The organism is Streptomyces sp. NPDC001443 (assembly GCF_053597355.1).
Map to the genome: position 1 here is coordinate 143488 of NZ_JBSFIA010000004.1, position 24464 is coordinate 167951.

Here is a 24464-nt window from a genome sequence, read left to right on the forward strand (position 1 = left end):
GGGCTCACACTAACGCTCCTGGTTGTAGGTGCTGTCAGGACCGAAGCCCTGGCCGTTCGTTTCACTGCCTGCGTTGCGTCCACGTTCGACGCCTCGACGCAGGTTGCTCAGCCTGCCCCGGACGTCCTCCGGGGCGCGGGAGACCTGTGGGCCTCCCTGGGGGGTGGTTTCGGCGGCTCCCTCGACCAGGTTGGCCTTGGGTACCCGCCGCGGCAGGCCGGAGGAGGTGACTCCGCCCGCCTTGGGCTTGCGCAGCTGCGCGGCCTGCATCCAGCGGTCGTCGTTCGCCGACCGCCAGTCGTCGCCGCCGTTGTCCGGAGCGGAAGCCTGCGGCTGCTGCTGTGCGCGTCCCGCGCCGTTCGCACCGATCGGGCCCGCACCGCGGCGGGGCAACCCGGCGTCGGTCAGCGAGTTCCCGACGGAGGAGGCCGGTTTCGGACGGTCGAAGCCTACGCGGTCCGGCTGACTCGCGTCAGCGGCCTGCGAAGACCCCGCCCCAGGAGCGTACTGGTCCGGGTAGCCGTTCTGGAAACCGGTCTGCTGCTGCCAGTCGTCCTGGTAGGACTGCTCCTCGAAGCCCGAGAAGGTCTCCGGGGCGGCGCCGCGCGCCGACTCCGGCTCCTTCTGGGCCTGCTCCCCGTAAGCGGGATCGGGGTAGCCGCCGTTCGGCGCGAAGCCGTCGTTCTGCGGCTGGCCGCCGTTCGGCGCGAAGTACTGCTCGTCGTACGACTGCTGCTGCTGGCCCTCGTACGCGGCCTGCTCGTCGTAGCCGGCGGTCTGCTCCGGGTACGCGGTCGCCTCGGCGGCGTAGGCAGACCCCTGACCGCTCTCGTAGGCGGCGTGCCGGGCGTCGAACTCGTCACCGTACGAGGAGGCCTCGGAGTCCTGCGCGGCCTCCTCGGGCTGCGCCTGGGTCTCCAGGGCCGCCCGGCGTCCCTCGCGCATCAGCGAGCGACCGACGGGGTCCAGGTCCCGGATGTCGTCCGGCACCTCGTAGCGGCTGTCGTCGAAGCCGAGCTCGGCCGCGGTGCGCATCGGCTGCTGCGGGCTGAACTCCTCGGCCTGGAACTGCTGCTGGAGCTGCTGCTGCTCGGGAATGATCTGCGACACGGTGAACTCGTCGCCCTGCAGCTGCTGTTCGCCACCACCACCGTGGGTGATCGCATCGGGCAGCATGACCAGCGAGGTCGTACCGGCCTGCTCGCCCGAGGGACGCAGCTGGACGCGGATGCCGTGCCGGTCGGACAGCCGGCCGACCACGAACAGACCCATGCGCTGGGAGATCGCGGCGTCCACGGTCGGCGGGTTGGCCAGCTTGTGGTTGATGTCCGCGAAGTCCTCGGCGGTCAGGCCGATGCCCTTGTCGTGGATCTCGATCATGACGCGGCCGTCGGGGAGACGGGTCGCGGTGACGCGGACCTTGGTCTGCGGGGAGGAGAACGTGGTGGCGTTCTCAAGGAGCTCGGCGAGCAGGTGCACGAGGTCGGTCACGGCGCGGCCGTGGATCTCGGCCTCCGGGACGCCCGACAGCTCGATGCGCTCGTACTGCTCCACCTCGGAGGAGGCGGCGCGCAGCACGTCGACCAGCGGGACCGGCTGGTCCCAGCGACGGCCGGGCTCCTCGCCGGCGAGGACCAGGAGGTTCTCGCCGTTGCGGCGCATACGGGTCGCGAGGTGGTCCAGGCGGAAGAGGCTCTCCAGCTGGTCCGGGTCGGCCTCGTTGTTCTCCAGGTCGGTGATCAGGGTCAGCTGGCCCTCGATCAGCGACTGGTTGCGGCGCGAGAGGTTGGTGAAGATCGCGTTGATGTTGCCCCGCAGCAGGGCCTGCTCGGCGGCCAGTCGGACCGCCTCGCGGTGGACCTGGTCGAAGGCGCGGGCGACCTCGCCGATCTCGTCCGTGGTGGTGATCGGGATGGGCTGGACGCGGGTGTCGACCCGGCCCGGGTCGGTGCGCGAGAGCTGGTCGACCAGCATCGGCAGACGCTGCTCGGCGATACCGAAGGCGGCGTTGCGCAGCTGGCGCATCGAGCGGCTCATCTGGCGGGCCACCATGCCGGCCAGGATGAACGCGGCGAGCAGGGCGACCACGACGGCGGCACCGGTGATGAAGGCCGAGGTCTTGGCGTCGTCGGCGATGCTGGACGCCTCGGTCACGGCCTTGTCGGCCATGTCCGTCTCGATCTTGTTGTACGCCTGGTACTTGAGCGTGTTGACCGCCCACCAGTTCTGCGTGGTGATGCCGCCCTGGGCGAGCGCGGCGCGCGCGGCGGGGTCCGTGCTCTGCATCGTCGACAGGGCCGCGACCATGTCGGTCGGGTCGGCCGGCGGCGGCACGTAGTCCGGGTTGGCGCCCTTGGCCTGCTCGGCCATCGCGGTACCCTGCGACTTGATCTTCGCCTTGGCCGTGTCGAGCTTGGCGGCGTCCTCCTCGGTACCACCACCGAGGTACTCCTCGACGGCGATGCCCTCGAGGTAGGCGTACGAGGAGAGCGCGACGCGCTGCTTGGCGAAGTTCTCGTCCTTGGGGCCGGGCTTGATCAGCAGGTGCATGCCGATCGAGCGCTCCAGGGACAGGGCGGCCTTGGTCAGCGAGATCGCGTAGACGGTACGGCCGTAGCTCGTGATGTTTCCGGTGCCCAGGCCGAGTTCGTTGGCGAACTCCATCAGCGGGTGGGCGACCTGCGTGTAGCCCTCTTCCGTCTTCACGGCGGGCAGTTTCGAGGTGTACGCGGCCGAACGGATCGTCTGGAGCTTGGGCTCCTCCGCGCGGAACAGCTTCAGACGACGCTGGAGACCGGCCGTCTGCGGCATGTTCTGCGCGGCCTGGTCGAACGCGTCGGCGGCGTCGTCCGTCGACTTGCGGGCCGACGTGACGGTCTTGTCGTCCTGGCCCTTGTTCTCCAGCAGGGGCTCGGCCGTGACGTCGCGCTCGTTGTACAGAGCGTCCGCGTAGGCCAGGGACGCCCGCACCAGACGCGCGGTGTTCTGCGCGTCCTCGGCCTCCTGCCAGGTGTTGATCGAGCTCTTCACCTGGAAGCCGCCCATGACGAGGCCGACCATCACGGGGATGAGCAGAATCGCGTTCAGCCTGGTGGGCACCCGCCAGTTGCGGGGGGAGAGACGGCCGCCACTCGCAGGGGGCGCAGCCGTCGGCTCGGGCCCTTGCACAGGGGCGGGCGTCACTCCGCGCGACGGCGGGGTGAAGTTGCCCCGCGCCGCCGGCTCGGGACTGTTCTTGCTTCGCCTCACTCGACCAACAACCTCTCGGCGGTCGGCACCTTCGTCGTGCCGCAGTGTCTCAGGGCCCAGTACGTTCTCGACTAGTGAGTACGTCTTTGACTATTGGGCAGTTCAGGCATTCCAGCATGGGGACCAGTGCACTTCCAAACAGTCGGAAGAGCCGGTTCGGTGTGATGTAAGCCCCAGATAAAACGGTCATAAAGAGCGAGCCCCGCCAAAAGACGGGGCGTTCGTGCGCACAGCGAGACCGGTTGACCGCGACGCGTTGCCATACCACCGGATTCCTCTGCCGAAACGTTATGAACGCCGAAGCCGACCGTGTCAAAGACCACAGTCGGCTCCGGCGACGTCTACGGCAACCTTCGTACGCCGCTTTCGACTGGTGAATTAGCGCAGGCGAGCCATCAGCGCGTGCTCGACCAGCGTGATCAGCGCCGACTTGGCGTCCGCGCGGTGGCGGGCGTCCGTCGTGATGATCGGGGTGTCCGGACCGATCTGGAGAGCCTCGCGGACCTCCTCCGGCTGGTACGGCTGCTGGCCGTCGAAGCCGTTGAGGGCCACGACGAACGGCAGACCGCTGTTCTCGAAGTAGTCCACGGCCGGGAAGCAGTCGGCGAGCCGCCGCGTGTCGACCAGGACCACGGCGCCGATCGCACCGCGCACCAGGTCGTCCCACATGAACCAGAAGCGGTCCTGGCCCGGCGTACCGAAGAGGTACAGGATCAGGTCCTGGTCGAGCGTGATGCGGCCGAAGTCCATGGCCACGGTGGTGGTGGTCTTGCCCCCGGTGTGGGTGAGGTCGTCGATGCCCGCGGAAGCGGACGTCATGACGGCCTCGGTACGCAGGGGGTTGATCTCGGAGACGGCGCCCACGAACGTGGTCTTTCCGACACCGAAGCCGCCGGCCACCACGATCTTTGCGGAGGTGGTCGCCCGACCTCCGTCAGAGCTTGCGAAGTCCACTGAGCACCCTTTCGAGCAGTGTCACGTCCGGTGCGCCGGTGGTCTCGTCGCCGCCCGGCTGGTGAATGGCGACCAGTCCGGCCTCCGCGAGGTCCGCGACGAGGATCCGTGCCACACCCAGGGGCATGGCGAGGAGCGCCGAGACCTCGGCGACCGACTTCACCTCACGGCACAGATGGCAGATGCGCTGGTGCTCCGGGAGGAGCCCCATGAGCGCTGCCGGGTCGGCCGTCGTGCTGATCAGCGCTTCGATGGCGAGCTGGTAACGCGGCCGGGTCCGGCCGCCGGTCATCGCATAGGGACGAACCAGCGGCTGGTCGCCCTCGTCCCCGTACGACTCCGCGTACGGATCATGAGAGGCGTTGGGCGGGGTCATGGATCCTCCGGGCGGGACAGCAGAGATCGGTCAGTCTTGCCGTCTGACGGGGGCCGGTGGGGGGATTGTGGCGGCCGGACGGTGATTTGGTGAGACGGGTAGATCCGGGGTGGTCAGTGGAGCAGACTTCCCTGGAGTTCGGCGCGCAGGTCAGGCGTGAGCACCGCACCCGCGCGGTCGACCAGCAGCGCCATCTCGTAGCCGACGAGGCCGATGTCGCACTCGGGGTGCGCGAGAACGGCCAGGGACGATCCGTCGGACACGGACATGAGGAAGAGGAAGCCGCGCTCCATCTCCACGACGGTCTGCGCGACACTGCCGCCCTCGAAGATCCGGGAGGCCCCGGCCGTCAGGGAGGTCAGGCCCGACGCGACGGCGGCGAGCTGGTCGGCGCGGTCACGCGGGAAGCCTTCGGACATCGCCAGCAGAAGGCCGTCGGCGGAGACCACCACTGTGTGGGACACCCCGGGGGTGTTGTCCACGAAGTTGGTGATCAACCAGTTCAGGTTCTGTGCCGCCTGGCTCATCGGACTCAACTAACGCTCCTGCTGGTGAGTGGGGTTCGGGAAGCTGCCGGTCTGGCCACTACCGGCCTGGCGACCCTGCGCGATACCCCGACGGAGATTGGTCAGTCGGCCGCGTACGTCGTCAGGCGCACGCGAGACCTGCGGACCGGTGTGGTGCTGTTGCTGCTGAGCTGTGCCCGGGACGAGGTTCGCCTTGGGCACCCGGCGCGGCAGTCCGGAAGTGGTGACGCCGCCGGCCGCGGGCTGACGCACCCGTTCGGCCTGACGGACGATGTCGTCGTTGGGCGAGGCGCGCCAGGCGGTGGGCGCCGGACGCTGCTGAGCGGGCGCCTGCGGTGCGGCCGGGGGCTGCTGCGGAACCTGGGCCGAGCCGTTGTGCTGCGGCTGACCCGAGTGGCCCGGCTGGCCCTGCTGCTGACCCTGCTGACCGTGGAACCAGTTGGTCTCCAGCGTGTCGAACAGCGGGGTACGACCGTCGCCGGGGCCGCTGGCCGGCGGCAGGGCCTCCGGCTGGGCGGGCCGCTGCGGCGCGGACGGCCGCTGCTGCTGCGCACCGTAGTCCGGTCCCGCGGTCTGCGGGCGCTCGTACTGGCCGGTGTTGTTCTGCATGGGCGCCTGCGCCGGGCGGCCGGGCAGGGCGTGCTGCCCGGTGGAGCCGTTGTCGTAGGCCTGCGGGGCGGCGAACTGACCCGTGGAGCTGTTGTCGTACGCCTGAGGGGCGGCGAACTGACCGGTGCCCGACGAGTGGTTCTGTCCGGCACCCGGGGCGAAGACGTCCGGACGGGCGAAGGAGCCCGTGTTGTGCTGGCCGTTGGCGGTACCCGGGCGGGCGAACTGGCCCGTGTTGTGCTGGCCGTTGCTCTGGCCGTTGTGCGCACCGGGACGCGGCGCGTTGAAGTCCGGCCGGGCGAACTCGGAGGTGCTGCCCGGACCCTGGCGGTCGTCGATGCGCGGCATCTGGGCCGTCTGGGAGACGTCCGGCTCCTCGTGGCCGCGCGGGGCGTCCAGCGGGGTGCGCGGCACCGGCGGCTGCGCGTTCTCGTCGCTCCAGCTGGGCGTGCGCTGCTGGGCGTCGCCGCCCGGCAGTTCGGCGCGTGCTCCACCGCGACCCGGCAGCTGCGGCCGACGCGAACGACGGCCCTGCGGCTCGGCGTCGGCGTTGGCACGCTGTGCCGGAACGGCCCCGCGGTTGTTGCCGCCGAAGGTGTCCCCGCCCTTGCCGTCACCGAAGCCCTGCGGCGCACCCGCGCCACCGGACTGCATGCCCTGCTGGGCGTTCGGCGACTGGCCGAAGAGGCTGCCGCCCGTGGCGGCCGGAGCCTGCCGGCCCTGCTGGGGGCCGCCCTGACCCTGCGGTCCGCGTGCCGCGCCGGGCCGGCCGTTCGCACCCGTGCCGGGAAGCGCGGCCCGCGGGCCCTGGCCGGCGGCGATACGGCCCGCGTTGCCGGCCGCGGGGCCGCCACCGAGGGCGCCACCGGGCGCACCGCCCGCAGCACCGGCGCCGAGGGCACCGCCCTGGCGTCGGGCGGCGGCCATGCCGGCCGCTGCCTGCGCCGCGGCCGGACCGCTGTTGACGGCACCCTGACCGGGCTTGGGCTGGGGCTTCTTGCCGCCCTGGGCGACATCGACGGGCAGCATGACCAGCGCGGTCGTACCACCGGAGTCGGACGGGCGCAGCTGGATGCGGATGCCGTGTCGCTGCGACAGACGACCGACCACGAACAGACCCATTCGGCGGGACACCGAGACGTCCACGGTGGGCGGCGCGGCGAGCCGCTCGTTGATCGCGGCGAGGTCCTCGGGCGAGAGGCCGATACCGGTGTCGTGGATCTCGATCAGCACGCGGCCGTCGGGCAGCGCGTGACCGGTGACCTTGACCTTGGTCTGCGGGGAGGAGAACGAGGTGGCGTTCTCCAGCAGCTCTGCGAGGAGGTGCACGAGGTCGTTGACGACGCGGCCGGCCACTTCGGTGCTCGGCACCGAGGCCAGCTCGATGCGCTCGTACTGCTCCACCTCGGACGCGGCGGCGCGGAGCACGTCGACCAGCGGGACCGGGCGGGTCCAGCGTCGGCCGGGCTCTTCACCCGCGAGAACGAGAAGGTTTTCACCGTTACGGCGCATACGCGTCGCGAGGTGGTCGAGCTTGAAGAGCGAGGACAGCTGGTCCGGGTCGGCCTCGCGGGACTCCAGTTCGGAGATCAGCGAGAGCTGACGCTGGATAAGACCCTGGGAACGGCGCGAGAGGTTGGTGAACATCGCGTTGACGTTGCCCCGCAGCAGGGCCTGCTCGGCGGCCAGTCGGACCGCCTCGCGGTGCACGTCGTCGAAGGCCGCGGCCACCTGGCCGATCTCGTCCCGGGAGTGCACACCGACCGACTCCACGGACGTGTCGACGTCCTGCGGGTCGGACTCGGACAGCTGCTTGACGAGCTCGGGCAGACGGTCCTGGGCGACCTTGGTGGCGGTCTCCTGGAGGCGGCGCAGCGAGCGGATCATGGACCGGGCCACGACGAAGGCGCCGACCAGCGACACGCCGAGCACGAGCAGGATCAGCGCACCGGAGATGATCGCTTCCTGCTCGGAGGCGCTGCGCAGCTCGCGGGCCTTCTGCTCCATGTCCTCGAGCAGCGAGTGCTCGATCAGCTCCATACCGCGGATCTTGGTGGAGCTGTCGTCCAGCCAGTCCTTGTAGGAGCGCTTGTCCAGCGACCTCAGACCGCCCTGCTTGCTGAGCGCGCGCTGGGCGTAGGTGTTGGTCGCCTCGATCGTGGCGTTGCCCGACTCGATCGGCTTGAGGAGTTCCTCGGCACCCGAGTCGCCGTAGATGGACCGGAAGCTGTTGAGCTCGGACTCCTGGCTGTCCAGGGCCGCGACACCGTACAGGCGGTCGTTCTCGGAGAGGTTGCCGAACTCGGTGTTGCTCGCCGGGAGCGCGGCACCGAGGAGCGCGCGCTGCTCGGAGGCGTACTCCTTGGCGGCGGAGAAGGCCGACAGGGCGCGGGTGCGCTGGATCATGTCGGGGTTGCTGGTCGCCTCGGCCATGTCCTGCGAGAGGTCGAGCAGGTGCTGGATGAGCCGGTGGTAGGCCTCGACGGACTGCATCGAGTTGCCTTCGGCCTCGTACGCCGTCGAGCGGATCTTGCTGAGACTGTTCAGGTCTCGCTGGAGGCCGACGAGGCTGTCACGGACACCCTGGAGGTTGCCCTGCTTGCTCGCGGCGTCGATCTTGTCGCCGGCGTCCAGGAAGTTGCTCAGGGACCGGTCGGTCTTGTCCCGGTAACCCTTGACGGTGTAGTCGGTCGCGCCCGCCTGGTGCGCCAGCGGACCGGCCGACTGGTCGCGCTCCTCCTGGAGCGCGGTCGCCAGCTCGGTGGCCTGCTTGGTCATCTCCGTCAGCAGCTTCATGTTGTCGAGCTGCTGGATGTTGTCCATGGAGTCGCTGATACGCGTGGCGCCCAGCGTGGTGGCCGCGACCACCGGCAGCGCCAGCAGCGACACCAGGCGCGTGGAGATGCGCCAGTTGCGCAGCGCTATCCGCGAGCCGGGGCCCGGGGCGCCCTTCGGCGCCGTCACCACAGGAACCGGGCCCGCCGATCCGGACGCGCCGGGGCGCCCGGGGCGCTCACCGCCGTCGCCGGCCGAGCCCTGGTTCTGGGCGTGCTGGGGCGAGGAACCGCGGTCGGTCCCGCCGTGCGGCTCCGGCTCCGCCGAAGCACTGCCATCCCTCTTGAAACGTCCCTGCACTACTGTCGCAACCTCTGGACCAGGCGCCCTTCCGCGCGAACGGAAGGACACGGTGTCGGCGTCATAGGGGCGCCCTGAAATTCGCCCCCGTGGTGGTCGTGAGCGACCGGCGCTGGCTCCCCCTTCGTAGCCGCCACTCGGCGCGTGATAGCGCCCCCCTGTGTGCCAGCTCGATACCTGCGGCGGTCCGAGGAATTCCAGCACAGTGCAGGAGCGCCAACAAGGCCCATAGGCCGAGCTGTGACCTCCGTGACACCCCGTGCGCGAGGTGTCACCCGTTGTTCAATGAGTTCCGCCTTATGTCGGGCAAACCATGGTGAATCAAGGGGGAGGACCGGGTGTCCCAGTCGCGATGATCGGGAGCGGAATGGTGGCTTCAGGCGGCTAATGTCCGTTTCGGCCGAGTGGGACGCGGGCCCGAATTGACCGGTTTGATCGTCGGTTGGTGAGCAAACTCACATGGAGATCATGGGGTCTTCACGTCTTCTGCGGGATTCCGGATGTTTAGCCTGACGTTTTACAAAGGGCAGCGTTCTGACAACCCGCGCCCGTGCGGGGGGCACTTGAAGCCCTCCCGGCGCCCGAAACGACAAGGTCTCGTACAAAACGTGAAGACGACGACGATGTTCCGCACGATAGCCAACCCGCGGCGTACGACGCTGGCGCACCTCGACGGCGCCGACGCGCTGCACACCCCGGACCAGCCGGAGCACTCCGTCTCCCTGCCCACGCAGACGGCCAACCCCAGGCGCACGATCCTCATGAAGGCTCCGGTCGCCGCCGCCGTCGCGGAGTAGTCACGCACGGCTGCCGCCGTCCACAGGGACCGGCCCCGTACGGACCCGAAGGGCGCCCACCGACTCGGTGGGCGCCCTTCGCCGTTCCCCTTCGTCCGCGCGCGGCGTGCGGGCCGTAATGCGCGAGGCGCGAGCCCCTTGCCGCGTTAGCCTGGAGCGTCAGACTCCAGCCAGCTCAGTCAAGGGGCCAAGCATCCCGTGCGCATCGCCAGGTTCTCCATCGACGGGAACGTCGCCTTCGGCGCGGTCGAGGGCGACAAGCAGGACGAGCTCGTCCTGGACATCATCAAGGGCATCCCGTTCACGGACTTCGAACTCTCCGGTACGAAGGTGCCGCTGAGCAAGGTCAGGCTCCTGCCGCCGGTGCTCCCCAACAAGGTGGTGGCCTTCGGCCGCAACTACGCGGAGCACGCGAAGGAGCTGGGCAACGAGGTCCCGGACGCGCCGTTCGCCTTCTTCAAGCCCTCCACCTCGGTGATCGGCCCCGACGACGCGATCCAGTACCCGGCCTTCTCCCAGGAGGTGCACCACGAGGCCGAGCTGGCCGTGGTGATCGGCCGGATGTGCCGCGAGGTCCCGCGCGACCGCGTCAAGGACGTGATCTTCGGCTACACCTGCGCCAACGACGTCACCGCCCGCGACGTCCAGAAGCGCGAGAAGCAGTGGGCGCGGGCCAAGGGCTTCGACACCTCCTGCCCGCTCGGCCCGTGGGTGGAGACCGGTCTGGACCTCGCCACCGCGTCCGACCTGGCCGTCCAGCTGACGGTCAACGGGCAGCAGCGGCAACTCGGCCGCACCAGCGAGATGATCCACTCGATCGAGGATCTGATCGTCAACATCACCGAGGCCATGACGCTGCTCCCCGGCGACGTGATCCTCACGGGCACCCCGGCAGGGGTCGGCCCCCTGGCTGTCGGCGACGAGGTCGCCGTCACCATCGAAGGCATCGGCACTCTCACCAACAAGGTTGTCAAGCGTGGCTAGCGCACCCGTACGCGTCCGTTTCTGCCCTTCGCCCACCGGTAACCCCCATGTGGGCCTGGTCCGCACCGCCCTGTTCAACTGGGCGTTCGCCCGGCACCACCAGGGAACCCTGGTCTTCCGTATCGAGGACACCGACGCGGCCCGAGACTCCGAGGAGTCCTACACCCAGCTGCTGGACTCGATGCGCTGGCTGGGCTTCGACTGGGACGAGGGCCCCGAGGTCGGCGGCCCGCACGCGCCCTACCGGCAGTCGCAGCGCATGGACCTCTACAAGGACGTCGCCGAGAAGCTGCTCGCCGCCGGTCACGCCTATCACTGCTACTGCTCCCAGGAGGAGCTGGACAGCCGCCGCGAGGCCGCCCGCGCCGCCGGCAAGCCCTCCGGCTACGACGGCCACTGCCGCGACCTGAGCGCCGCGCAGGTCGAGGAGTACAAGGCCCAGGGCCGCGCCCCGATCGTGCGCTTCCGGATGCCCGACGAGACGATCACCTTCACGGACCTGGTCCGCGGCGAGCTGACCTTCACCCCGGAGAACGTCCCGGACTACGGCATCGTCCGCGCCAACGGGGCTCCCCTCTACACGCTCGTCAACCCGGTCGACGACGCCCTGATGGAGATCACCCACGTCCTGCGCGGCGAGGACCTGCTCTCCTCCACCCCCCGCCAGGTCGCCCTGTACAAGGCGCTGATCGAGCTGGGCGTCGCCAAGGAGATCCCGTCCTTCGGCCACCTGCCGTACGTGATGGGCGAGGGCAACAAGAAGCTCTCCAAGCGCGACCCGGAGTCGTCCCTCAACCTGTACCGGGAGCGCGGCTTCCTGCCGGAGGGCCTCCTCAACTACCTCTCCCTGCTCGGCTGGTCGCTCTCGGCCGACCAGGACATCTTCGGCATGGACGAGATGGTCGCGGCCTTCGACATCGGGGACGTCAACCCCAACCCGGCGCGCTTCGACCTCAAGAAGTGCGAGGCGGTCAACGCCGACCACATCCGGCTGCTGGACGTGAAGGATTTCACCGAGCGCTGCGCCCCCTGGCTGAAGGCCCCGGTCGCCCCCTGGGCGCCGGAGGACTTCGACGCGGCCAAGTGGGAGGCCATCGCCCCGCACGCCCAGACCCGGCTGAAGGTCCTCTCCGAGATCACCGACAACGTCGACTTCCTGTTCCTGCCGGAGCCGGTCTTCGACGAGGCGAGCTGGACCAAGGCGATGAAGGAGGGCTCGGACGCGTTGCTGCGCACCGCCCGGGAGAAGCTCGTCGCCGCCGACTGGACGTCCGCCGAGTCCCTGAAGGAGGCCGTCCTGGCCGCCGGCGAGGCCCACGGCCTCAAGCTCGGCAAGGCGCAGGCCCCGGTCCGGGTGGCCGTCACCGGCCGCACGGTCGGTCTGCCGCTCTTCGAGTCCCTGGAGATCCTGGGCGAGGAGAAGACGCTGGCCCGTATCGACGCGGCGCTGGCGCGGCTCTCCGCGTGACCCGCGCACGGCGTCGGGCGTGATCCACGCGCGGCCCGAGGCGTGATCCACGCACGCGTGAAGGGGGCGGCTCCCGGGTTTCCGGGGGCTGCCCCCTTCGCCGTCCCGCCGGACCGCCCACGCGCGGGACGGCGCGACGGTACTGTCGGTGCCATGCCGGTCGTAGCAGTGGTCTGGGACGTGGACGACACCCTCTTCGATTACACGACCGCGGACCGGGAGGGCATGCGCGCGCACCTGGCCGCAGAGGGCCTGCTCGCCGGCTTCGGCACCCCGGAGCTCGCCCTGGCCCGGTGGAGGGAGGTCACCGACCTCCAGTGGGCCCGCTTCTCGGCGGGCGAGACCACCTTCCAGGGGCAGCGCAGGGACCGGGTCCGGGTCTTCCTGGAGGTGTCGCTGAGCGATGCCGAGGCCGACAACTGGTTCGAGCGGTACATCGTGCACTACGAGACCGCCTGGGCCCTCTTCCCGGACGTCCTGCCGGTCCTGGACGCCCTCGGTGCCGATTACCGGCACGCGGTGCTCTCCAACTCCAGCCTCACCGTGCAGGAGCGCAAGCTGCGGGTGCTCGGCGTCCGCGACCGCTTCGAGACCGTCCTGTGCGCGGCGGAGCTCGGGATCTCCAAGCCGGACGCGGGCGCCTTCCACGCGGCCTGCGAGGCGCTGGAACTCGCCCCGTGGCAGGTCGCGTACGTCGGCGACCACCCGGAGATCGACGGGAGGGGGGCGGCCGAGGCCGGGCTGCTGTCGGTGTGGATCGACCGTGACGGCGCGTGTACCGGCGGCGACGCGCAGGCCGGACCGCATCGGATCACCTCCCTCGCCGAACTTCCAGCGATCCTCGGCGCGCATACCCGTTTTGGAGCCCCGTCCACCTTCGGGTAATGTTCTTCCTGCGCCGCCGGAGAGCGGGCCGAAAGGCCCCGGAATCCGGGGGAGCGAACTAGAGCAAGATCCCTTCGGGGGATTGCGTTCCAGTGGCCTATGGTGTAATTGGCAGCACGACTGATTCTGGTTCAGTTAGTCTTGGTTCGAGTCCAGGTAGGCCAGCTCGCAGAGCTCATCTGCAAAGCCCCCGTTGTGTAGCGGCCTAGCACGCTGCCCTCTCAAGGCAGTAGCGCCGGTTCGAATCCGGTCGGGGGTACAGATCCTTCTCGCGAGGACAGTTCGGGTAGCTCCCGCTGACTTCGACGCAGGATCGCTAGGGCCCCCGTTGTGTAGCGGCCTAGCACGCCGCCCTCTCAAGGCGGTAGCGCCGGTTCGAATCCGGTCGGGGGTACGCAGTTGGTCTAAACCGCATTGGTCTATGGTGTAATTGGCAGCACGACTGATTCTGGTTCAGTTAGTCTTGGTTCGAGTCCAGGTAGACCAGCTCGGATCTGCGGAAACGTTAGATCCTCGCCCCCGTTGTGTAGCGGCCTAGCACGCCGCCCTCTCAAGGCGGTAGCGCCGGTTCGAATCCGGTCGGGGGTACGAGCCCGATGGGCCTCCACTTCGGTGGGGGCCCATCGGCGTTTCCGGACCCGGCCCGGAGAACCCGGCCCTGTGCGGGCCAGGCCTGTACGGGTCCGGCTTGTGCGGGTCCGGCCCTACTCGAAGCCGTACCGCCGCGCCGACTCCTCCTCCTGGGCCAGTCGGTGCAGGGCCCGCAGGGCGGGCTCGAAGAGGATCGCGGCCGCGACCGCCGTCTCCACCTTCTCCGCCTCCGAGGAGCGGGTCTCGACGAAGTCCAGGTCGTGCACCGCCGCCTGGTGCATCAACCGGGCGTACGGCAGCATCAGTTCGGCGTCCCAGGCGTACCCGAGCCGGCGCAGCGTGGCCACGGCCGCCACCAGTGAACGGTGCGCGGGGGAGATGCTGCTGAGGGCCTGGGCGTTGGACCAGCCGAGCCGCTCCACCACCTGGTCCACCTCGTGACGGGCCGCGCGCACCTCCTCGTCGCCGCCGTCCGGTTCGGGCACCTGAGGCAGCGCCCAGAGTGCCGCGCCGAGCCGGATCGTGCGCCCCAGGGACTCGTCGTCCACATGCGCGAGGACCTCCCGCGCGGTCGCCACCGGCACCCGGCCCACCTGGATCAGCGCCCGCACCAGCCGCAGCCGCCGCAGATGGTCCTCGTCGTACTCGGCCGTGGTCGTGTTGACCTGGCGGCCCGGCGCCAACAGGCCCTCGCGCAGGTAGTACTTGATCGTCGCGGTGGACACACCGCTGCGCTCGCTCAGTTCGGCCAGCCGCATCTCTTGCGCCCCTTCTCGGATACCGGCACTATCCAAACATGCGGCAGTCGGATAGTGCCGCTCACCGACGGGTATCGAGGGGGAAGCGTCATGTTCGGCAAACCCGTTACCGCGGGCCGTACGACCGCCGGCGCGGAGGGCGATGTGGTCGTCCTGCTGATCGGCATGCGGATCAACCGCTTCTGGGCGGTGCACCACTGGGTCCCGGTGCTCCTGGCCATGCCGAGGATGCTGCGCGAGTTGCAGCGGGACCCCGGGCGCGGGCTCCTGGGGCACGTGCTGATGACGGCCTCCCCGCGGACGTACTACGTGGTCCAGTACTGGGAGTCCAAGGAGAAGCTCTACGCGTACGCCTCCTCGCCCGACATGTTCCACCACCGGGCGTGGGCGATCGTCAACCGCAAGGAGAAGGCGGGCAAGGCGCGGCAGCACGTGGGGCTGTGGCACGAGACCTATGTCGTGCCCGAGGGGCGCTACGAGTCGATCTACGCGGACATGCCGGCCTTCGGGCTCGCGGCCGCGCACGGGCAGCTGCCGCTGGAGAGGCGGGGGCGCCGGGCGAAGGACCGCTTCGCCCACCGGTCGGCGTCCGGGCCGGAGGCCGTGCCGACGTCCGCGCCAGGGGCCGCCGGGGCGACGACGGCCACGGAAGCCGGGGCGGCGGCGACGGCGGCCGAGGACGCCTGAGGCTGCCGGCCCGGGTGGCGCCGGCGGCCCGGGCCGCACGGGTGGTGCCGAATCTGTCGGCAGTGCGGGTGGTACGGGCAGTACGGGTGGTGCGGATGGCGCGGGCGAAGGGCCTGCCGCGGCGTTGAGGCTGGCCCCTTTCCCTCGAATTTCTCTCGAGTTTTTCTCGAGTTTCCCTCGAACGGACGACGGGCCGGTCAGCCGGTGCGGCGCAGGGCCTCGGAGAGCCGGCCCGCCGCGTCGATGACCGCCTGGGCGTGCATCCGCCCCGGGTGGCGCGACAGCCGCTCGATGGGGCCGGACACGGACACGGCGGCCACCACGCGGTTGGACGGGCCGCGCACGGGCGCGGAGACGGACGCCACGCCCGGCTCGCGCTCGCCGATGGACTGGGCCCAGCCCCGGCGGCGGACACCCGAGAGCGCCGTGGCCGTGAACCGGGCGCCCTGGAGACCGCGGTGCAGCCGCTCCGGCTCCTCCCAGGCCATGAGGATCTGCGCCGAGGAGCCGGCCTTCATGGTGAGAGTGGAACCGACCGGGACCGTGTCCCGCAGGCCGGACAGGCGTTCCGCGGCGGCGACGCAGATGCGCATGTCGCCCTGCCGCCGGTAGAGCTGCGCGCTCTCGCCCGTGATGTCGCGCAGGTGGGTGAGCACCGGGCCGGCCGTCGCGAGGAGGCGGTCCTCGCCGGCGGCCGCGGCCAGCTCGGCCAGGCGCGGTCCGAGGATGAACCGGCCCTGCATGTCGCGTGCCACCATCCGGTGGTGTTCCAGGGCCACGGCCAGTCGGTGGGCCGTGGGTCGTGCCAGTCCGGTGGCCGCCACCAAGCCCGCGAGGGTGGCCGGTCCGGACTCCAGAGCGCTCAGGACAAGGGCTGCCTTGTCCAGAACGCCGACGCCGCTACTGTTGTCCATGAAACGATACTCGCGTCTCACTCTGTGAAACGCAAGTTCATTTTTCTATGGAACGCGCCACCCTGGAAGTCACAGCGACCCGCACATCAACGGGTCCGGCGGCGGGCGCCCGCACACAGGGGCGCGGGTGCCGCCACCTCAAGATCTCTAGTTGGGCCGGAGCAGGCCTGACCGGCCGGAGGGAATGCGATGGGTAGGACACTCGCGGAGAAGGTCTGGGACGACCATGTCGTCCGGCGCGCCGAGGGCGAGCCCGACCTCCTCTTCATCGATCTGCACCTGCTGCACGAGGTGACCAGCCCGCAGGCCTTCGACGGCCTCCGTCAGGCGGGCCGTCCGGTGCGGCGCCTCGATCTCACCATCGCCACCGAGGATCACAACACCCCGACCCTCGACATCGACAAGCCCATCGCGGACCCGGTCTCCCGGGTCCAGCTGGAGACGCTGCGCAAGAACGCCGCCGAGTTCGGTGTCCGGCTGCACTCGCTGGGCGACGTCGAGCAGGGCGTGGTGCACGTCGTCGGCCCGCAGCTGGGTCTGACCCAGCCGGGCACCACGGTGGTCTGCGGCGACTCGCACACCTCCACGCACGGTGCCTTCGGCGCCCTGGCGTTCGGCATCGGCACCTCCCAGGTGGAGCACGTGCTGGCCACCCAGACGCTGCCGCTGGCCCGCCCCAAGACCATGGCCATCACCGTCGACGGCGAGCTGCCCGCCGGCGTCACCGCGAAGGACCTGATCCTGGCGATCATCGCCAAGATCGGTACGGGCGGCGGCCAGGGCTACATCCTGGAGTACCGCGGCTCCGCCATCGAGAAGCTCTCGATGGAGGCCCGGATGACCATCTGCAACATGTCGATCGAGGCCGGTGCCCGCGCGGGCATGATCGCCCCCGACGAGACCACCTTCGACTACCTCGAGGGCCGCGCGCACGCCCCCGAGGGCGAGGACTGGGACGCGGCCGTCGCGTACTGGAAGACCCTGAAGTCCGACGACGACGCGGTATTCGACGCGGAGGTCGTCATCGACGCCGCCTCGCTCTCGCCGTTCGTCACCTGGGGCACCAACCCCGGCCAGGGCGCGCCGCTTTCCGCCGACGTCCCCGACCCGGCTTCGTACGAAGACGCCTCGGAGCGTCTGGCCGCCGAAAAGGCCCTGGAATACATGGGGTTGGATGCGGGGCAGGCGCTGCGCTCCATCAAGGTGGACACCGTCTTCGTAGGCTCCTGCACCAACGGCCGCATCGAGGACCTGCGCGCCGCCGCCGCGATCGTCGAGGGCCGCAAAGTCGCCGACGGCGTACGGATGCTGGTCGTCCCCGGCTCCGCGCGGGTCGGACTGCAGGCCGTCTCCGAGGGGCTGGACGTGGTCTTCAAGGAGGCCGGCGCCGAATGGCGGCACGCGGGCTGCTCGATGTGCCTGGGCATGAACCCCGACCAGCTGGCCCCCGGTGAGCGCTCCGCGTCCACCTCCAACCGCAACTTCGAGGGCCGGCAGGGCAAGGGCGGCCGTACGCACCTGGTGTCGCCGCAGGTCGCGGCCGCGACGGCGGTCCTGGGCCACCTGGCGTCCCCTGCCGACCTGTCCGACGCCGACACCCGTACGCCCGCTGGAGTCTGAGAGCCATGGAAGCATTCACCACGCACACCGGCCGGGCCGTTCCGCTGCGCCGCAGCAACGTCGACACCGACCAGATCATCCCTGCTCACTGGCTCAAGAAGGTGACCCGGGACGGTTTCGAGGACGGGCTGTTCGAGGCCTGGCGCAAGGACGCCTCCTTCGTCCTCAACCAGCCCGAGCGCCAGGGCGCCACCGTGCTGGTCGCGGGCCCGGACTTCGGTACCGGCTCCTCCCGCGAGCACGCCGTGTGGGCCTTGCAGAATTACGGCTTCAAGGCCGTGATCTCCTCCCGCTTCGCCGACATCTTCCGTGGCAACTCGCTCAAGAACGGCCTGCTCACGGTGGTGCTGGAGCAGAAGACCGTGGACGCGCTCCAGGAACTCACCGAGCGTGACCCGCAGGCCGAGATCACGGTCGACCTGGAGGCCCGCGAAGTGCGCGCCGAGGGCGTCACCGCCTCCTTCGAGCTGGACGAGAACTCCCGCTGGCGGCTGCTGAACGGGCTGGACGACATCTCCATCACCCTCCAGAACGAGGCCGACATCGCCGCGTACGAGAGCAAGCGCCCCTCGTACAAGCCGCGCACGCTCCAGGTCTGACCCGCAGGACCGAGGTCCGCCCCACACAACCGAACAGGTCGAGATCCGGCCACCGCGACACCCCGCCTGTACCCCCGATCGCCACGATTGGGGGTACAGCCGTGTCTGCACCCGAACGGCCCTGAAGGGGCCCGTCGAATCCTTCAACTTGCCACGTTACGCAGGTGGTTGGCGGGGTACCCGCCAGTTGTGACCGGAACCGCCGCCGGTGTCCGGGAAGCCGTTCACGGCGGCAGTTGCCCCCTGCGCAGGCGACAACTCGCCCCAGATGGCACAATCTGTGCATGGAACGCGACGGCCAACTCGAGCTCTATGCGGCAGTCGCGGACCAACTCAAGGAAGCGCACGCAAGGGTGCGCTCACTGCAAGTCCCGGAGGGCGTACGGATGGCGCTGACCCGGAAGCTGCTGGTCATTACGGCCGCGGCCAAGCACGATCTCGCCAACGCGACAAGGCGTCTGGAGCGGTTCATGGAGGACCTCGACGAGGGCCGATTCCCTGAAGAGGAACGCTGAACACGTCCGGGACAGCCGACTTCGTTGCGGCACGAGGGTGATTAGCCCGTTTCGTGTTTGATTTGCGGTATATATCTGCCTAACGTGCGAAAAGGGCTTGAACACTTTCGTTCTGGCAATGTCTCCGAAGGGGAAGACGTGAACAAGGCGCAGCTCGTAGAAGCGATTGCCGACAAGATGGGCGGCCGCCAGCAGGCCGCCGACGCTGTCGATGCGGTCCTGGACGCCATCGTCCGCGCGGTCGTCGGCGGGGACCGCGTTTCGGTCACCGGATTCGGTTCGTTCGAGAAGGTCGACCGCCCGGCCCGCTACGCACGCAACCCCCAGACCGGAGAGCGCGTTCGGGTCAAGAAGACGTCCGTGCCGCGATTCCGCGCGGGCCAGGGCTTCAAGGACCTGGTGAGCGGCTCGAAGAAGCTTCCCCGCGGCGGCGAGGTCGCCGTCAAGAAGGCGCCCAAGGGCAGCCTGACCGGCGCTGCTTCCGCGACGGTCAAGAAGGCCGCCGCGAAGAAGGCCACCACGAAGGCCGCCGCCGCGAAGAAGACCACGGCGCGCAAGACGACCGCCAAGAAGGCGACGCCCGCCGTGAAGAAGTCCGCCGCGAAGAAGACGACGGCCGCGCAGACCCCCGCCCCCGCCAAGAAGACCACCGCGGCGAAGACCGCCACCGCCAAGAAGGCGACGGCGAAGAAGGCCCCGGCGAAGAAGGCCGCCACCAAGGCCGCCCCCGCCAAGAAGTCCACCGCTCGCAAGACCACCGCCAAGAAGGCCGCCGCCCGCAAGTAGGGAGGCGCAGGGCACTCACGCGCCGGGCCGGACTCCCTCACGGAAGTCCGGCCCGCGGCGTTTCCGCGGACCTCCGCGGGCCCGCTCAGAAGGTGTGCAGCGTCACCAGGGTGATCCGCCGGGCTTCCCCTTCGCCCTCGGTCTCCACCCGTACCCGCTGCCCCGGGCGCAACAGCCGCAGCCCGCCCGCGTCGAAGGCCGCGGCGTCGAAGGGGACGGGCGTGCCGTCGTCCAGCAGCACCTGACCGCTGCGGGTCCCGGTGTCGTACGTGTATGCGGTCGCCTGCATGACGGCAGCCTACTGCCCGGGAATCAGCAGTCGCGCGGCGACGGCGGCCGTCCGGGGACCCACGCCCAGCGCCAGCGCCGCCCGCAGGTCCGCGCCGGTGTCCACGTCCTGCCGTACGGAATCCACCGCGTCGAGAAGCAGTTCGTGCGCGCCGGAGTCGTGATGCCGGGCCCGTGAACGCGGGCCGAATACGGGCAGCAATTCCCGGCCCGGGGCCGCGGCCAGCAGCGTGGTGCCGATCGCTGCCGCGTCCGCGAGAAAAGCGCGCGGGAATTCAGCGGCCGCGTCCAGGACGCGGGCCAATTCAAACGGGCGCAGAGCCGGCAGGTCGGCATTCAGCGCGGCCACCGGACAGGCGGGGGAGGCGGCGCGCACGACGGCCGCCGCGTGGGCCAGGGCGGCGTTCAGGCCACCCCCCGGCTCGTCGGAGACGATGCGGGCGCCCAGCGTCGCCAGCTCCCGTCCGGCCAGCTCGTCGTCCGTGACTACCGCCACATCGCCGACGGCCGGGCTGGCCAGCGCGGCCGCCACGGTGTCCTGCGCGAAGGCGAGCGCGAGGCTCGGACGCAGCCCGTCGGCGGCGGTGTCCGACAGCCTGCTCTTGGCCTGCGCCAAAGACTTCAGGGGGATGACCAAGGTCCACTGCACCGGCGTTGTGCCCCTCTCTCGTCGCCGTCATTGTCACCCGGTCCATCCGGCCGCCGGGGTGGCGGGGCGTACGGTGTTCTCGACAGACCGGCGGCCCGGGGCGACACTTGTGCGGCCCCCAGCCCTGGGAGGAAGCCCTAGAGGAAGGTGTCCGCGTGCCCCGCCGCAGAATCGGCTTCTGGTATCGCTTCGCCGCGGTGCTCGTCAAACCGCCGTTGACGGCGCTGATCAAGCGGGACTGGCGTGGAATGGAGCACATTCCGGCCGACGGTGGATTTATCACCGCGGTGAACCACAATTCACATGTCGATCCCTTCGCATACGCGCATTATCAGTACAACACCGGACGGGTTCCGCGATTCCTGGCGAAGAGCGGCCTTTTCCGGAAGGGATTCGTCGGAGCCGCGATGCGCGGCACCGGACAGATCCCCGTCTACCGCGAGAGCACCGACGCGCTGAGCGCCTTCCGCGCCGCGATCGACGCCGTGGAACGCGGCGAGTGCGTTGCCTTCTACCCCGAGGGCACCCTCACCCGCGACCCGGACGGCTGGCCCATGACCGCCAAGACCGGTGCCGCCCGTGTCGCCCTGCAGACCAGGTGCCCGGTGATCCCGGTCGCCCAGTGGGGCGCCAACGAGTTGCTGCCGCCGTACGCGAAGAAGCCCAACATCCTTCCGCGCAAGACCCACCACGTCCTCGCGGGCCCGCCCGTGGACCTCTCCCGCTTCTACGGCGAGGAGATGACCCCGGAACTCCTGAAGGAGGCGACCGAGGTCATCATGGCCGACGTCACCCGCCTGCTGGAGAAGATCCGCGGCGAGAAGGCGCCCGAGAGGCCGTACGACCCGCGCCGGGAGCGGATCGAGCAGCGCCGCCGCACCGAGGCGCAGACGCAGTCGCAGCTCCAGGCCCGCGGCCAGGTGCGGACGCAGGAGCAGGCCAGGCAGGAAGAAGAGGGGCACAGCAAGTGAGCATGCCGGTCAAGGCGGCGGTCTTCAGCGCCGGTTCGTGGGGTACCGCCTTCGGCGCCGTGCTCGCCGACGCGGGCTGCGAGGTGACCCTGTGGGGGCGCCGCGCGGAGGTCGTGGACGCGATCAACTCCACCAGGACCAATCCCGACTACTTCCCGGGCATCGAACTCCCGGCGAACCTGCGGGCCACCACCGACCCGGCCGAGGCCGCCGCCGGCGCCGACTACACGGTCCTGTCGGTGCCCTCGCAGACGCTGCGCGAGAACCTCGCCGAGTGGGCGCCGCTGCTGGCCCCCGGCACGGTCCTGGTCTCCCTCATGAAGGGCGTCGAACTCGGTACGACGATGCGGATGAGCGAGGTCGTCGAGGACGTCGCCAAGGTCGCCCGCGAGCGGGTCGCCGTGGTCACCGGACCCAACCTGGCCCGGGAGATCGCCGCCCGGATGCCGGCCGCCGCCGTGGTCGCCTGCACCGACGAGGCCGTCGCCCAGCGCCTCCAGACCGCCTGCCACACGCCCTACTTCCGCCCGTACACCAACACCGACGTCGTGGGCTGCGAGCTCGGCGGCGCGGTCAAGAACGTGATCGGCCTGGCCGTCGGCATCGCGGACGGCATGGGCCTCGGCGACAACGCCAAGGGCTCGCTGATCACCCGCGGCCTCGCCGAGACCACCCGGCTGGGCCTGGCCATGGGGGCCGACCCGCTGACCTTCTCCGGGCTCGCGGGCCTGGGCGACCTGGTGGCGACCTGCTCCTCGCCGCTGTCGCGCAACCACACCTTCGGCACCAACCTCGGCCGGGGCATGACGCTCCAGGAGACCATCGCGGTCACCCGGCAGACCGCCGAGGGCGTCAAGTCCTGCGAGTCCGTGCTCGATCTGGCCCGCAGGCACGGAGTCGACATGCCCATCACCGAGACGGTCGTCGCCATCGTGCACGAGGGCAAGCCGCCCGTGGTCGCGGTCAAGGAGCTGATGTCGCGCAGCGCGAAGGCCGAGCGACGCTGAGCGAACCCGCCCGGTCGCCGCTGTCTCCGGGCACTGCCACCGGGTACTCTCAACCCGATATGAGCACCGAGAACCTCCCCCAGAGCCCCGAGCAGCCGTCCCGCAAGCCGCGTGTGGCCGTCGTGTTCGGCGGCCGCAGCTCCGAACACGGGATCTCCGTGGTCACCGCCGGCGCCGTGCTGCGGGCGATCGACCGGACCAAGTACGACGTCCTGCCGATCGGCATCACCCGGGACGGCCGTTGGGCCCTGACCGCCGACGAGCCGGACCGCATGGCGATCACCGAACGCCGTACGCCCAGCGTCGACGAGCTCGCCGAGTCGAACGAGGGCGGCGTGGTGCTCCCCGTCGACCCCGCCAACCGCGAGGTCGTCTACAGCGAGCCCGGCTCGGTGCCCAAGGCGCTCGGCGAGGTCGACGTCGTCTTCCCGGTGCTGCACGGCCCGTACGGCGAGGACGGCACCCTCCAGGGCCTGCTGGAGCTCTCCGGTGTCCCGTACGTCGGCGCGGGTGTGCTCGCCTCGGCCGTCGGCCAGGACAAGGAGTACATGAAGCGGGTGTTCACCTCGTTCGGGCTGAAGGTGGGCCCCTACGTGGTGATCCGGCCGCGCGAGTGGCAGCAGGACGAGCCGGGCGCCCGCAGGAGGATCGCCGAGTTCGCCGGTGAGCACGGCTGGCCGCTGTTCGTGAAGCCCGCCCGCGCGGGCTCGTCCATCGGCATCACCAAGGTCGACGACCCCTCGGGGCTCGACGAGGCCGTCGCCGAGGCCCAGCGGCACGACCCGAAGATCATCGTCGAGGCCGCGCTGCGCGGCCGCGAGATCGAGTGCGGCGTCCTGGAGTTCGAGGACGGTCCCCGGGCCTCCGTCCCGGCCGAGATCCCGCCGCCGGACACGCACGCCTACTACGACTTCGAGGCGAAGTACATCGACTCGACGCCGGGCCTGGTCCCGGCCCCGCTGACCGCCGAGGAGACGGCCGAGGTGCAGAAGCTCGCGGTCGACGCCTTCGAGGCGGCGTCCTGCGAGGGCCTGGTGCGGGCGGACTTCTTCCTCACGGAGGACGGCGAGTTCGTCATCAACGAGATCAACACCATGCCGGGCTTCACCCCGATCTCGATGTACCCGCAGATGTGGCAGGCGAGCGGCATCGGCTACGCGGAGCTGGTGGACCGTCTCGTCCAGGCGGCCCTGCGCCGCTCCACCGGCCTGAGGTGACCATGCCCTAGCCGCCCCCGGCCTCGCGCACGACCGAGACCGGGGGCCTGTTCATGGTGCGGGCAGCGTTCCGGGCCGGATCGTGTGGCGCGCGCGGCGCTCAGTCGGCGATGCCCTCCGGGATCGCCTTCTTGACGGCGGGCGCCAGATCCACCAGCGGCGCCAGCCCGTCCCCGGTGAGCTTCTCGGGAATCTCCACCTCGACATACGCCTTGCGCAAGGTCGTGGTGAACCGGAAGGCTCCGTCGTCCTGCTTCTCCAACAGCCAGCCGACGCCGTTCACCTCGACCCCGTCGGCCTCCGGATCGGCCATCTTCGCGGGTCGTTCGACACCGCAGCGCAGTATGATCGCCGGGTTCCCCCAGCCCGCGGTCAGCGCGGAGGCGGGCTCGGGATCACGCCGGTCGAGACCGTCCGCCTTCGACGGCAGCACATGGTCCAGGTTCCGGCACAACGCAACGGTCTTCGCGTCGGCGCCGGGAACCGCCGCCGACGCGCTGCCGTCCGTCGACGAGCAGCCCGCGACGGCGACAAGAAGGGCGAGCGCGGGCGGCCCGAGGACAATGCGGTGCCGGTGACGGGAGAAGTTCACCGGCCAAGGGTAGACGGGGGCTACAGATGGACCACCGGGCAGGTCAGGGTTCGGGTGATGCCGTCCACCTGCTGGATTTTGGCGACCACCATGCGACCGAGCTCGTCCACGGTGTCGGCCTGTGCGCGCACGATCACGTCATACGGTCCTGTCACGTCCTCGGCCTGGATCACCCCAGGGATCTTGTTGATCGTCTCGGCGACGGTCGACGCTTTGCCGACCTCCGTCTGGATCAGGATGTACGCCTGTACCACGGAACCTCCAGGGCGGCCACGAGGATCATGTG

Annotated in this window: 23 protein-coding genes and 5 tRNA genes; 17 read left to right on the forward strand and 11 right to left on the reverse strand. The window is 70.1% G+C overall.

Going from position 1 to position 24464, the window contains the following annotated elements:
* Positions 1–9 precede the first annotated feature (9 nt).
* The 5 genes from ACWC24_RS07280 to ACWC24_RS07300 form a co-directional block, all read right to left on the reverse strand.
* Positions 10–3249, reverse strand: coding sequence for a nitrate- and nitrite sensing domain-containing protein (locus ACWC24_RS07280; RefSeq protein ID WP_450661846.1), 3240 nt, complete (start codon positions 3247–3249; stop codon positions 10–12).
* A gap of 378 nt (positions 3250–3627) precedes the next feature.
* On the reverse strand, positions 3628–4203 hold the full coding sequence (locus ACWC24_RS07285; RefSeq protein WP_162468659.1) for an ATP/GTP-binding protein: 576 nt from the start codon (positions 4201–4203) through the stop codon (positions 3628–3630).
* Positions 4184–4579: a DUF742 domain-containing protein gene (locus ACWC24_RS07290; protein WP_152888400.1), complete on the reverse strand. Its 396-nt coding sequence runs from the start codon at positions 4577–4579 to the stop codon at positions 4184–4186. The genes ACWC24_RS07285 and ACWC24_RS07290 overlap by 20 nt, the downstream gene beginning before the upstream one ends.
* Before the next feature lie 113 nt (positions 4580–4692).
* Positions 4693–5106 (reverse strand): roadblock/LC7 domain-containing protein, encoded by a 414-nt coding sequence (locus tag ACWC24_RS07295; protein ID WP_003993189.1) that lies wholly within the window; start codon positions 5104–5106, stop codon positions 4693–4695.
* A 9-nt stretch (positions 5107–5115) separates the two neighbouring features.
* Positions 5116–8850 (reverse strand): nitrate- and nitrite sensing domain-containing protein, encoded by a 3735-nt coding sequence (locus ACWC24_RS07300; protein WP_450661847.1) that lies wholly within the window; start codon positions 8848–8850, stop codon positions 5116–5118.
* 608 nt (positions 8851–9458) lie between these two features.
* Here ACWC24_RS07300 and ACWC24_RS07305 point away from each other — a divergent pair.
* From ACWC24_RS07305 to ACWC24_RS07345, 9 genes are all read left to right on the forward strand, one after another.
* Positions 9459–9647, forward strand: coding sequence for a hypothetical protein (locus ACWC24_RS07305; protein ID WP_450661848.1), 189 nt, complete (start codon positions 9459–9461; stop codon positions 9645–9647).
* Positions 9648–9845: 198 nt separating this feature from the next.
* Positions 9846–10631 carry a fumarylacetoacetate hydrolase family protein gene (locus ACWC24_RS07310; protein ID WP_450661849.1) on the forward strand — a complete coding sequence of 262 codons (786 nt, stop codon included), beginning with the start codon at positions 9846–9848 and terminating at the stop codon, positions 10629–10631.
* The gene (gene gltX, locus ACWC24_RS07315; protein ID WP_450661850.1) at positions 10615–12099 is read left to right on the forward strand and encodes a glutamate--tRNA ligase; all 1485 of its coding nucleotides are present in this window, start codon (positions 10615–10617) and stop codon (positions 12097–12099) included. Before ACWC24_RS07310 ends, gltX begins: the two co-directional genes overlap by 17 nt.
* A 153-nt stretch (positions 12100–12252) precedes the next feature.
* Complete coding sequence (locus ACWC24_RS07320) at positions 12253–12984, forward strand: HAD family hydrolase (RefSeq protein WP_450661851.1); 732 nt, start codon at positions 12253–12255, stop codon at positions 12982–12984.
* Positions 12985–13077: 93 nt separating this feature from the next.
* Positions 13078–13149: transfer RNA gene (locus ACWC24_RS07325), tRNA-Gln, on the forward strand.
* A gap of 21 nt (positions 13150–13170) precedes the next feature.
* Positions 13171–13243, forward strand: a tRNA-Glu gene (locus ACWC24_RS07330).
* A gap of 62 nt (positions 13244–13305) precedes the next feature.
* Positions 13306–13378, forward strand: a tRNA-Glu gene (locus ACWC24_RS07335).
* A 21-nt stretch (positions 13379–13399) separates the two neighbouring features.
* Positions 13400–13471: transfer RNA gene (locus ACWC24_RS07340), tRNA-Gln, on the forward strand.
* A 28-nt stretch (positions 13472–13499) separates the two neighbouring features.
* Positions 13500–13572: transfer RNA gene (locus ACWC24_RS07345), tRNA-Glu, on the forward strand.
* A gap of 116 nt (positions 13573–13688) precedes the next feature.
* Here the strand turns inward: ACWC24_RS07345 and ACWC24_RS07350 are convergent.
* On the reverse strand, positions 13689–14333 hold the full coding sequence (locus tag ACWC24_RS07350; protein WP_450661852.1) for a MerR family transcriptional regulator: 645 nt from the start codon (positions 14331–14333) through the stop codon (positions 13689–13691).
* Positions 14334–14423: 90 nt separating this feature from the next.
* Here ACWC24_RS07350 and ACWC24_RS07355 point away from each other — a divergent pair, with 90 nt between their 5' ends.
* Positions 14424–15020: a DUF4188 domain-containing protein gene (locus ACWC24_RS07355; protein ID WP_450661853.1), complete on the forward strand. Its 597-nt coding sequence runs from the start codon at positions 14424–14426 to the stop codon at positions 15018–15020.
* Positions 15021–15217: 197 nt separating this feature from the next.
* Here ACWC24_RS07355 and ndgR read toward each other — a convergent pair whose 3' ends face one another.
* On the reverse strand, positions 15218–15934 hold the full coding sequence (gene ndgR / locus ACWC24_RS07360) for an IclR family transcriptional regulator NdgR (protein ID WP_081219617.1): 717 nt from the start codon (positions 15932–15934) through the stop codon (positions 15218–15220).
* A gap of 189 nt (positions 15935–16123) precedes the next feature.
* On the opposite strand from ndgR, the gene leuC reads away from it, so the two are divergent.
* The 4 genes from leuC to ACWC24_RS07380 all read left to right on the forward strand — a co-directional run bounded on the left by leuC (position 16124) and on the right by ACWC24_RS07380 (position 19454).
* On the forward strand, positions 16124–17554 hold the full coding sequence (gene leuC, locus ACWC24_RS07365) for a 3-isopropylmalate dehydratase large subunit (RefSeq protein ID WP_450661854.1): 1431 nt from the start codon (positions 16124–16126) through the stop codon (positions 17552–17554).
* Between the two features lie 5 nt (positions 17555–17559).
* Positions 17560–18153, forward strand: coding sequence for a 3-isopropylmalate dehydratase small subunit (gene leuD / locus ACWC24_RS07370; protein WP_450661855.1), 594 nt, complete (start codon positions 17560–17562; stop codon positions 18151–18153).
* A gap of 284 nt (positions 18154–18437) precedes the next feature.
* Positions 18438–18668, forward strand: coding sequence for an SCO5555 family protein (locus ACWC24_RS07375; protein ID WP_351606908.1), 231 nt, complete (start codon positions 18438–18440; stop codon positions 18666–18668).
* Positions 18669–18806: 138 nt separating this feature from the next.
* Positions 18807–19454 (forward strand): HU family DNA-binding protein, encoded by a 648-nt coding sequence (locus ACWC24_RS07380; protein WP_450661856.1) that lies wholly within the window; start codon positions 18807–18809, stop codon positions 19452–19454.
* An 85-nt stretch (positions 19455–19539) separates the two neighbouring features.
* Here ACWC24_RS07380 and ACWC24_RS07385 read toward each other — a convergent pair whose 3' ends face one another.
* Positions 19540–19743, reverse strand: a complete 204-nt coding sequence (locus ACWC24_RS07385; RefSeq protein WP_450661857.1) for a hypothetical protein — start codon at positions 19741–19743, stop codon at positions 19540–19542.
* Positions 19744–19752: 9 nt separating this feature from the next.
* Positions 19753–20391 carry a 2-phospho-L-lactate guanylyltransferase gene (gene cofC, locus ACWC24_RS07390; RefSeq protein WP_450661858.1) on the reverse strand — a complete coding sequence of 213 codons (639 nt, stop codon included), beginning with the start codon at positions 20389–20391 and terminating at the stop codon, positions 19753–19755.
* 155 nt (positions 20392–20546) lie between these two features.
* On the opposite strand from cofC, the gene ACWC24_RS07395 reads away from it, so the two are divergent.
* The 3 genes from ACWC24_RS07395 to ACWC24_RS07405 are packed head-to-tail and all read left to right on the forward strand — an operon-like array spanning position 20547 to position 23586.
* Positions 20547–21362, forward strand: a complete 816-nt coding sequence (locus ACWC24_RS07395; RefSeq protein WP_450661859.1) for a lysophospholipid acyltransferase family protein — start codon at positions 20547–20549, stop codon at positions 21360–21362.
* The gene (locus tag ACWC24_RS07400) at positions 21359–22369 is read left to right on the forward strand and encodes an NAD(P)H-dependent glycerol-3-phosphate dehydrogenase (protein ID WP_450661860.1); all 1011 of its coding nucleotides are present in this window, start codon (positions 21359–21361) and stop codon (positions 22367–22369) included. The genes ACWC24_RS07395 and ACWC24_RS07400 overlap by 4 nt, the downstream gene beginning before the upstream one ends.
* 59 nt (positions 22370–22428) lie before the next feature.
* Entirely contained in the window at positions 22429–23586 is a 1158-nt protein-coding gene (locus tag ACWC24_RS07405; RefSeq protein ID WP_450661861.1) for a D-alanine--D-alanine ligase family protein, read from the forward strand.
* Between the two features lie 100 nt (positions 23587–23686).
* On the opposite strand, the gene ACWC24_RS07410 is transcribed toward ACWC24_RS07405, so the two are convergent.
* Positions 23687–24178 (reverse strand): DUF3515 domain-containing protein, encoded by a 492-nt coding sequence (locus tag ACWC24_RS07410; RefSeq protein ID WP_450661862.1) that lies wholly within the window; start codon positions 24176–24178, stop codon positions 23687–23689.
* Positions 24179–24198: 20 nt separating this feature from the next.
* Positions 24199–24432, reverse strand: a complete 234-nt coding sequence (locus ACWC24_RS07415) for an Lrp/AsnC family transcriptional regulator (RefSeq protein WP_450661863.1) — start codon at positions 24430–24432, stop codon at positions 24199–24201.
* Between the last annotated feature and the right edge of the window lie 32 nt (positions 24433–24464).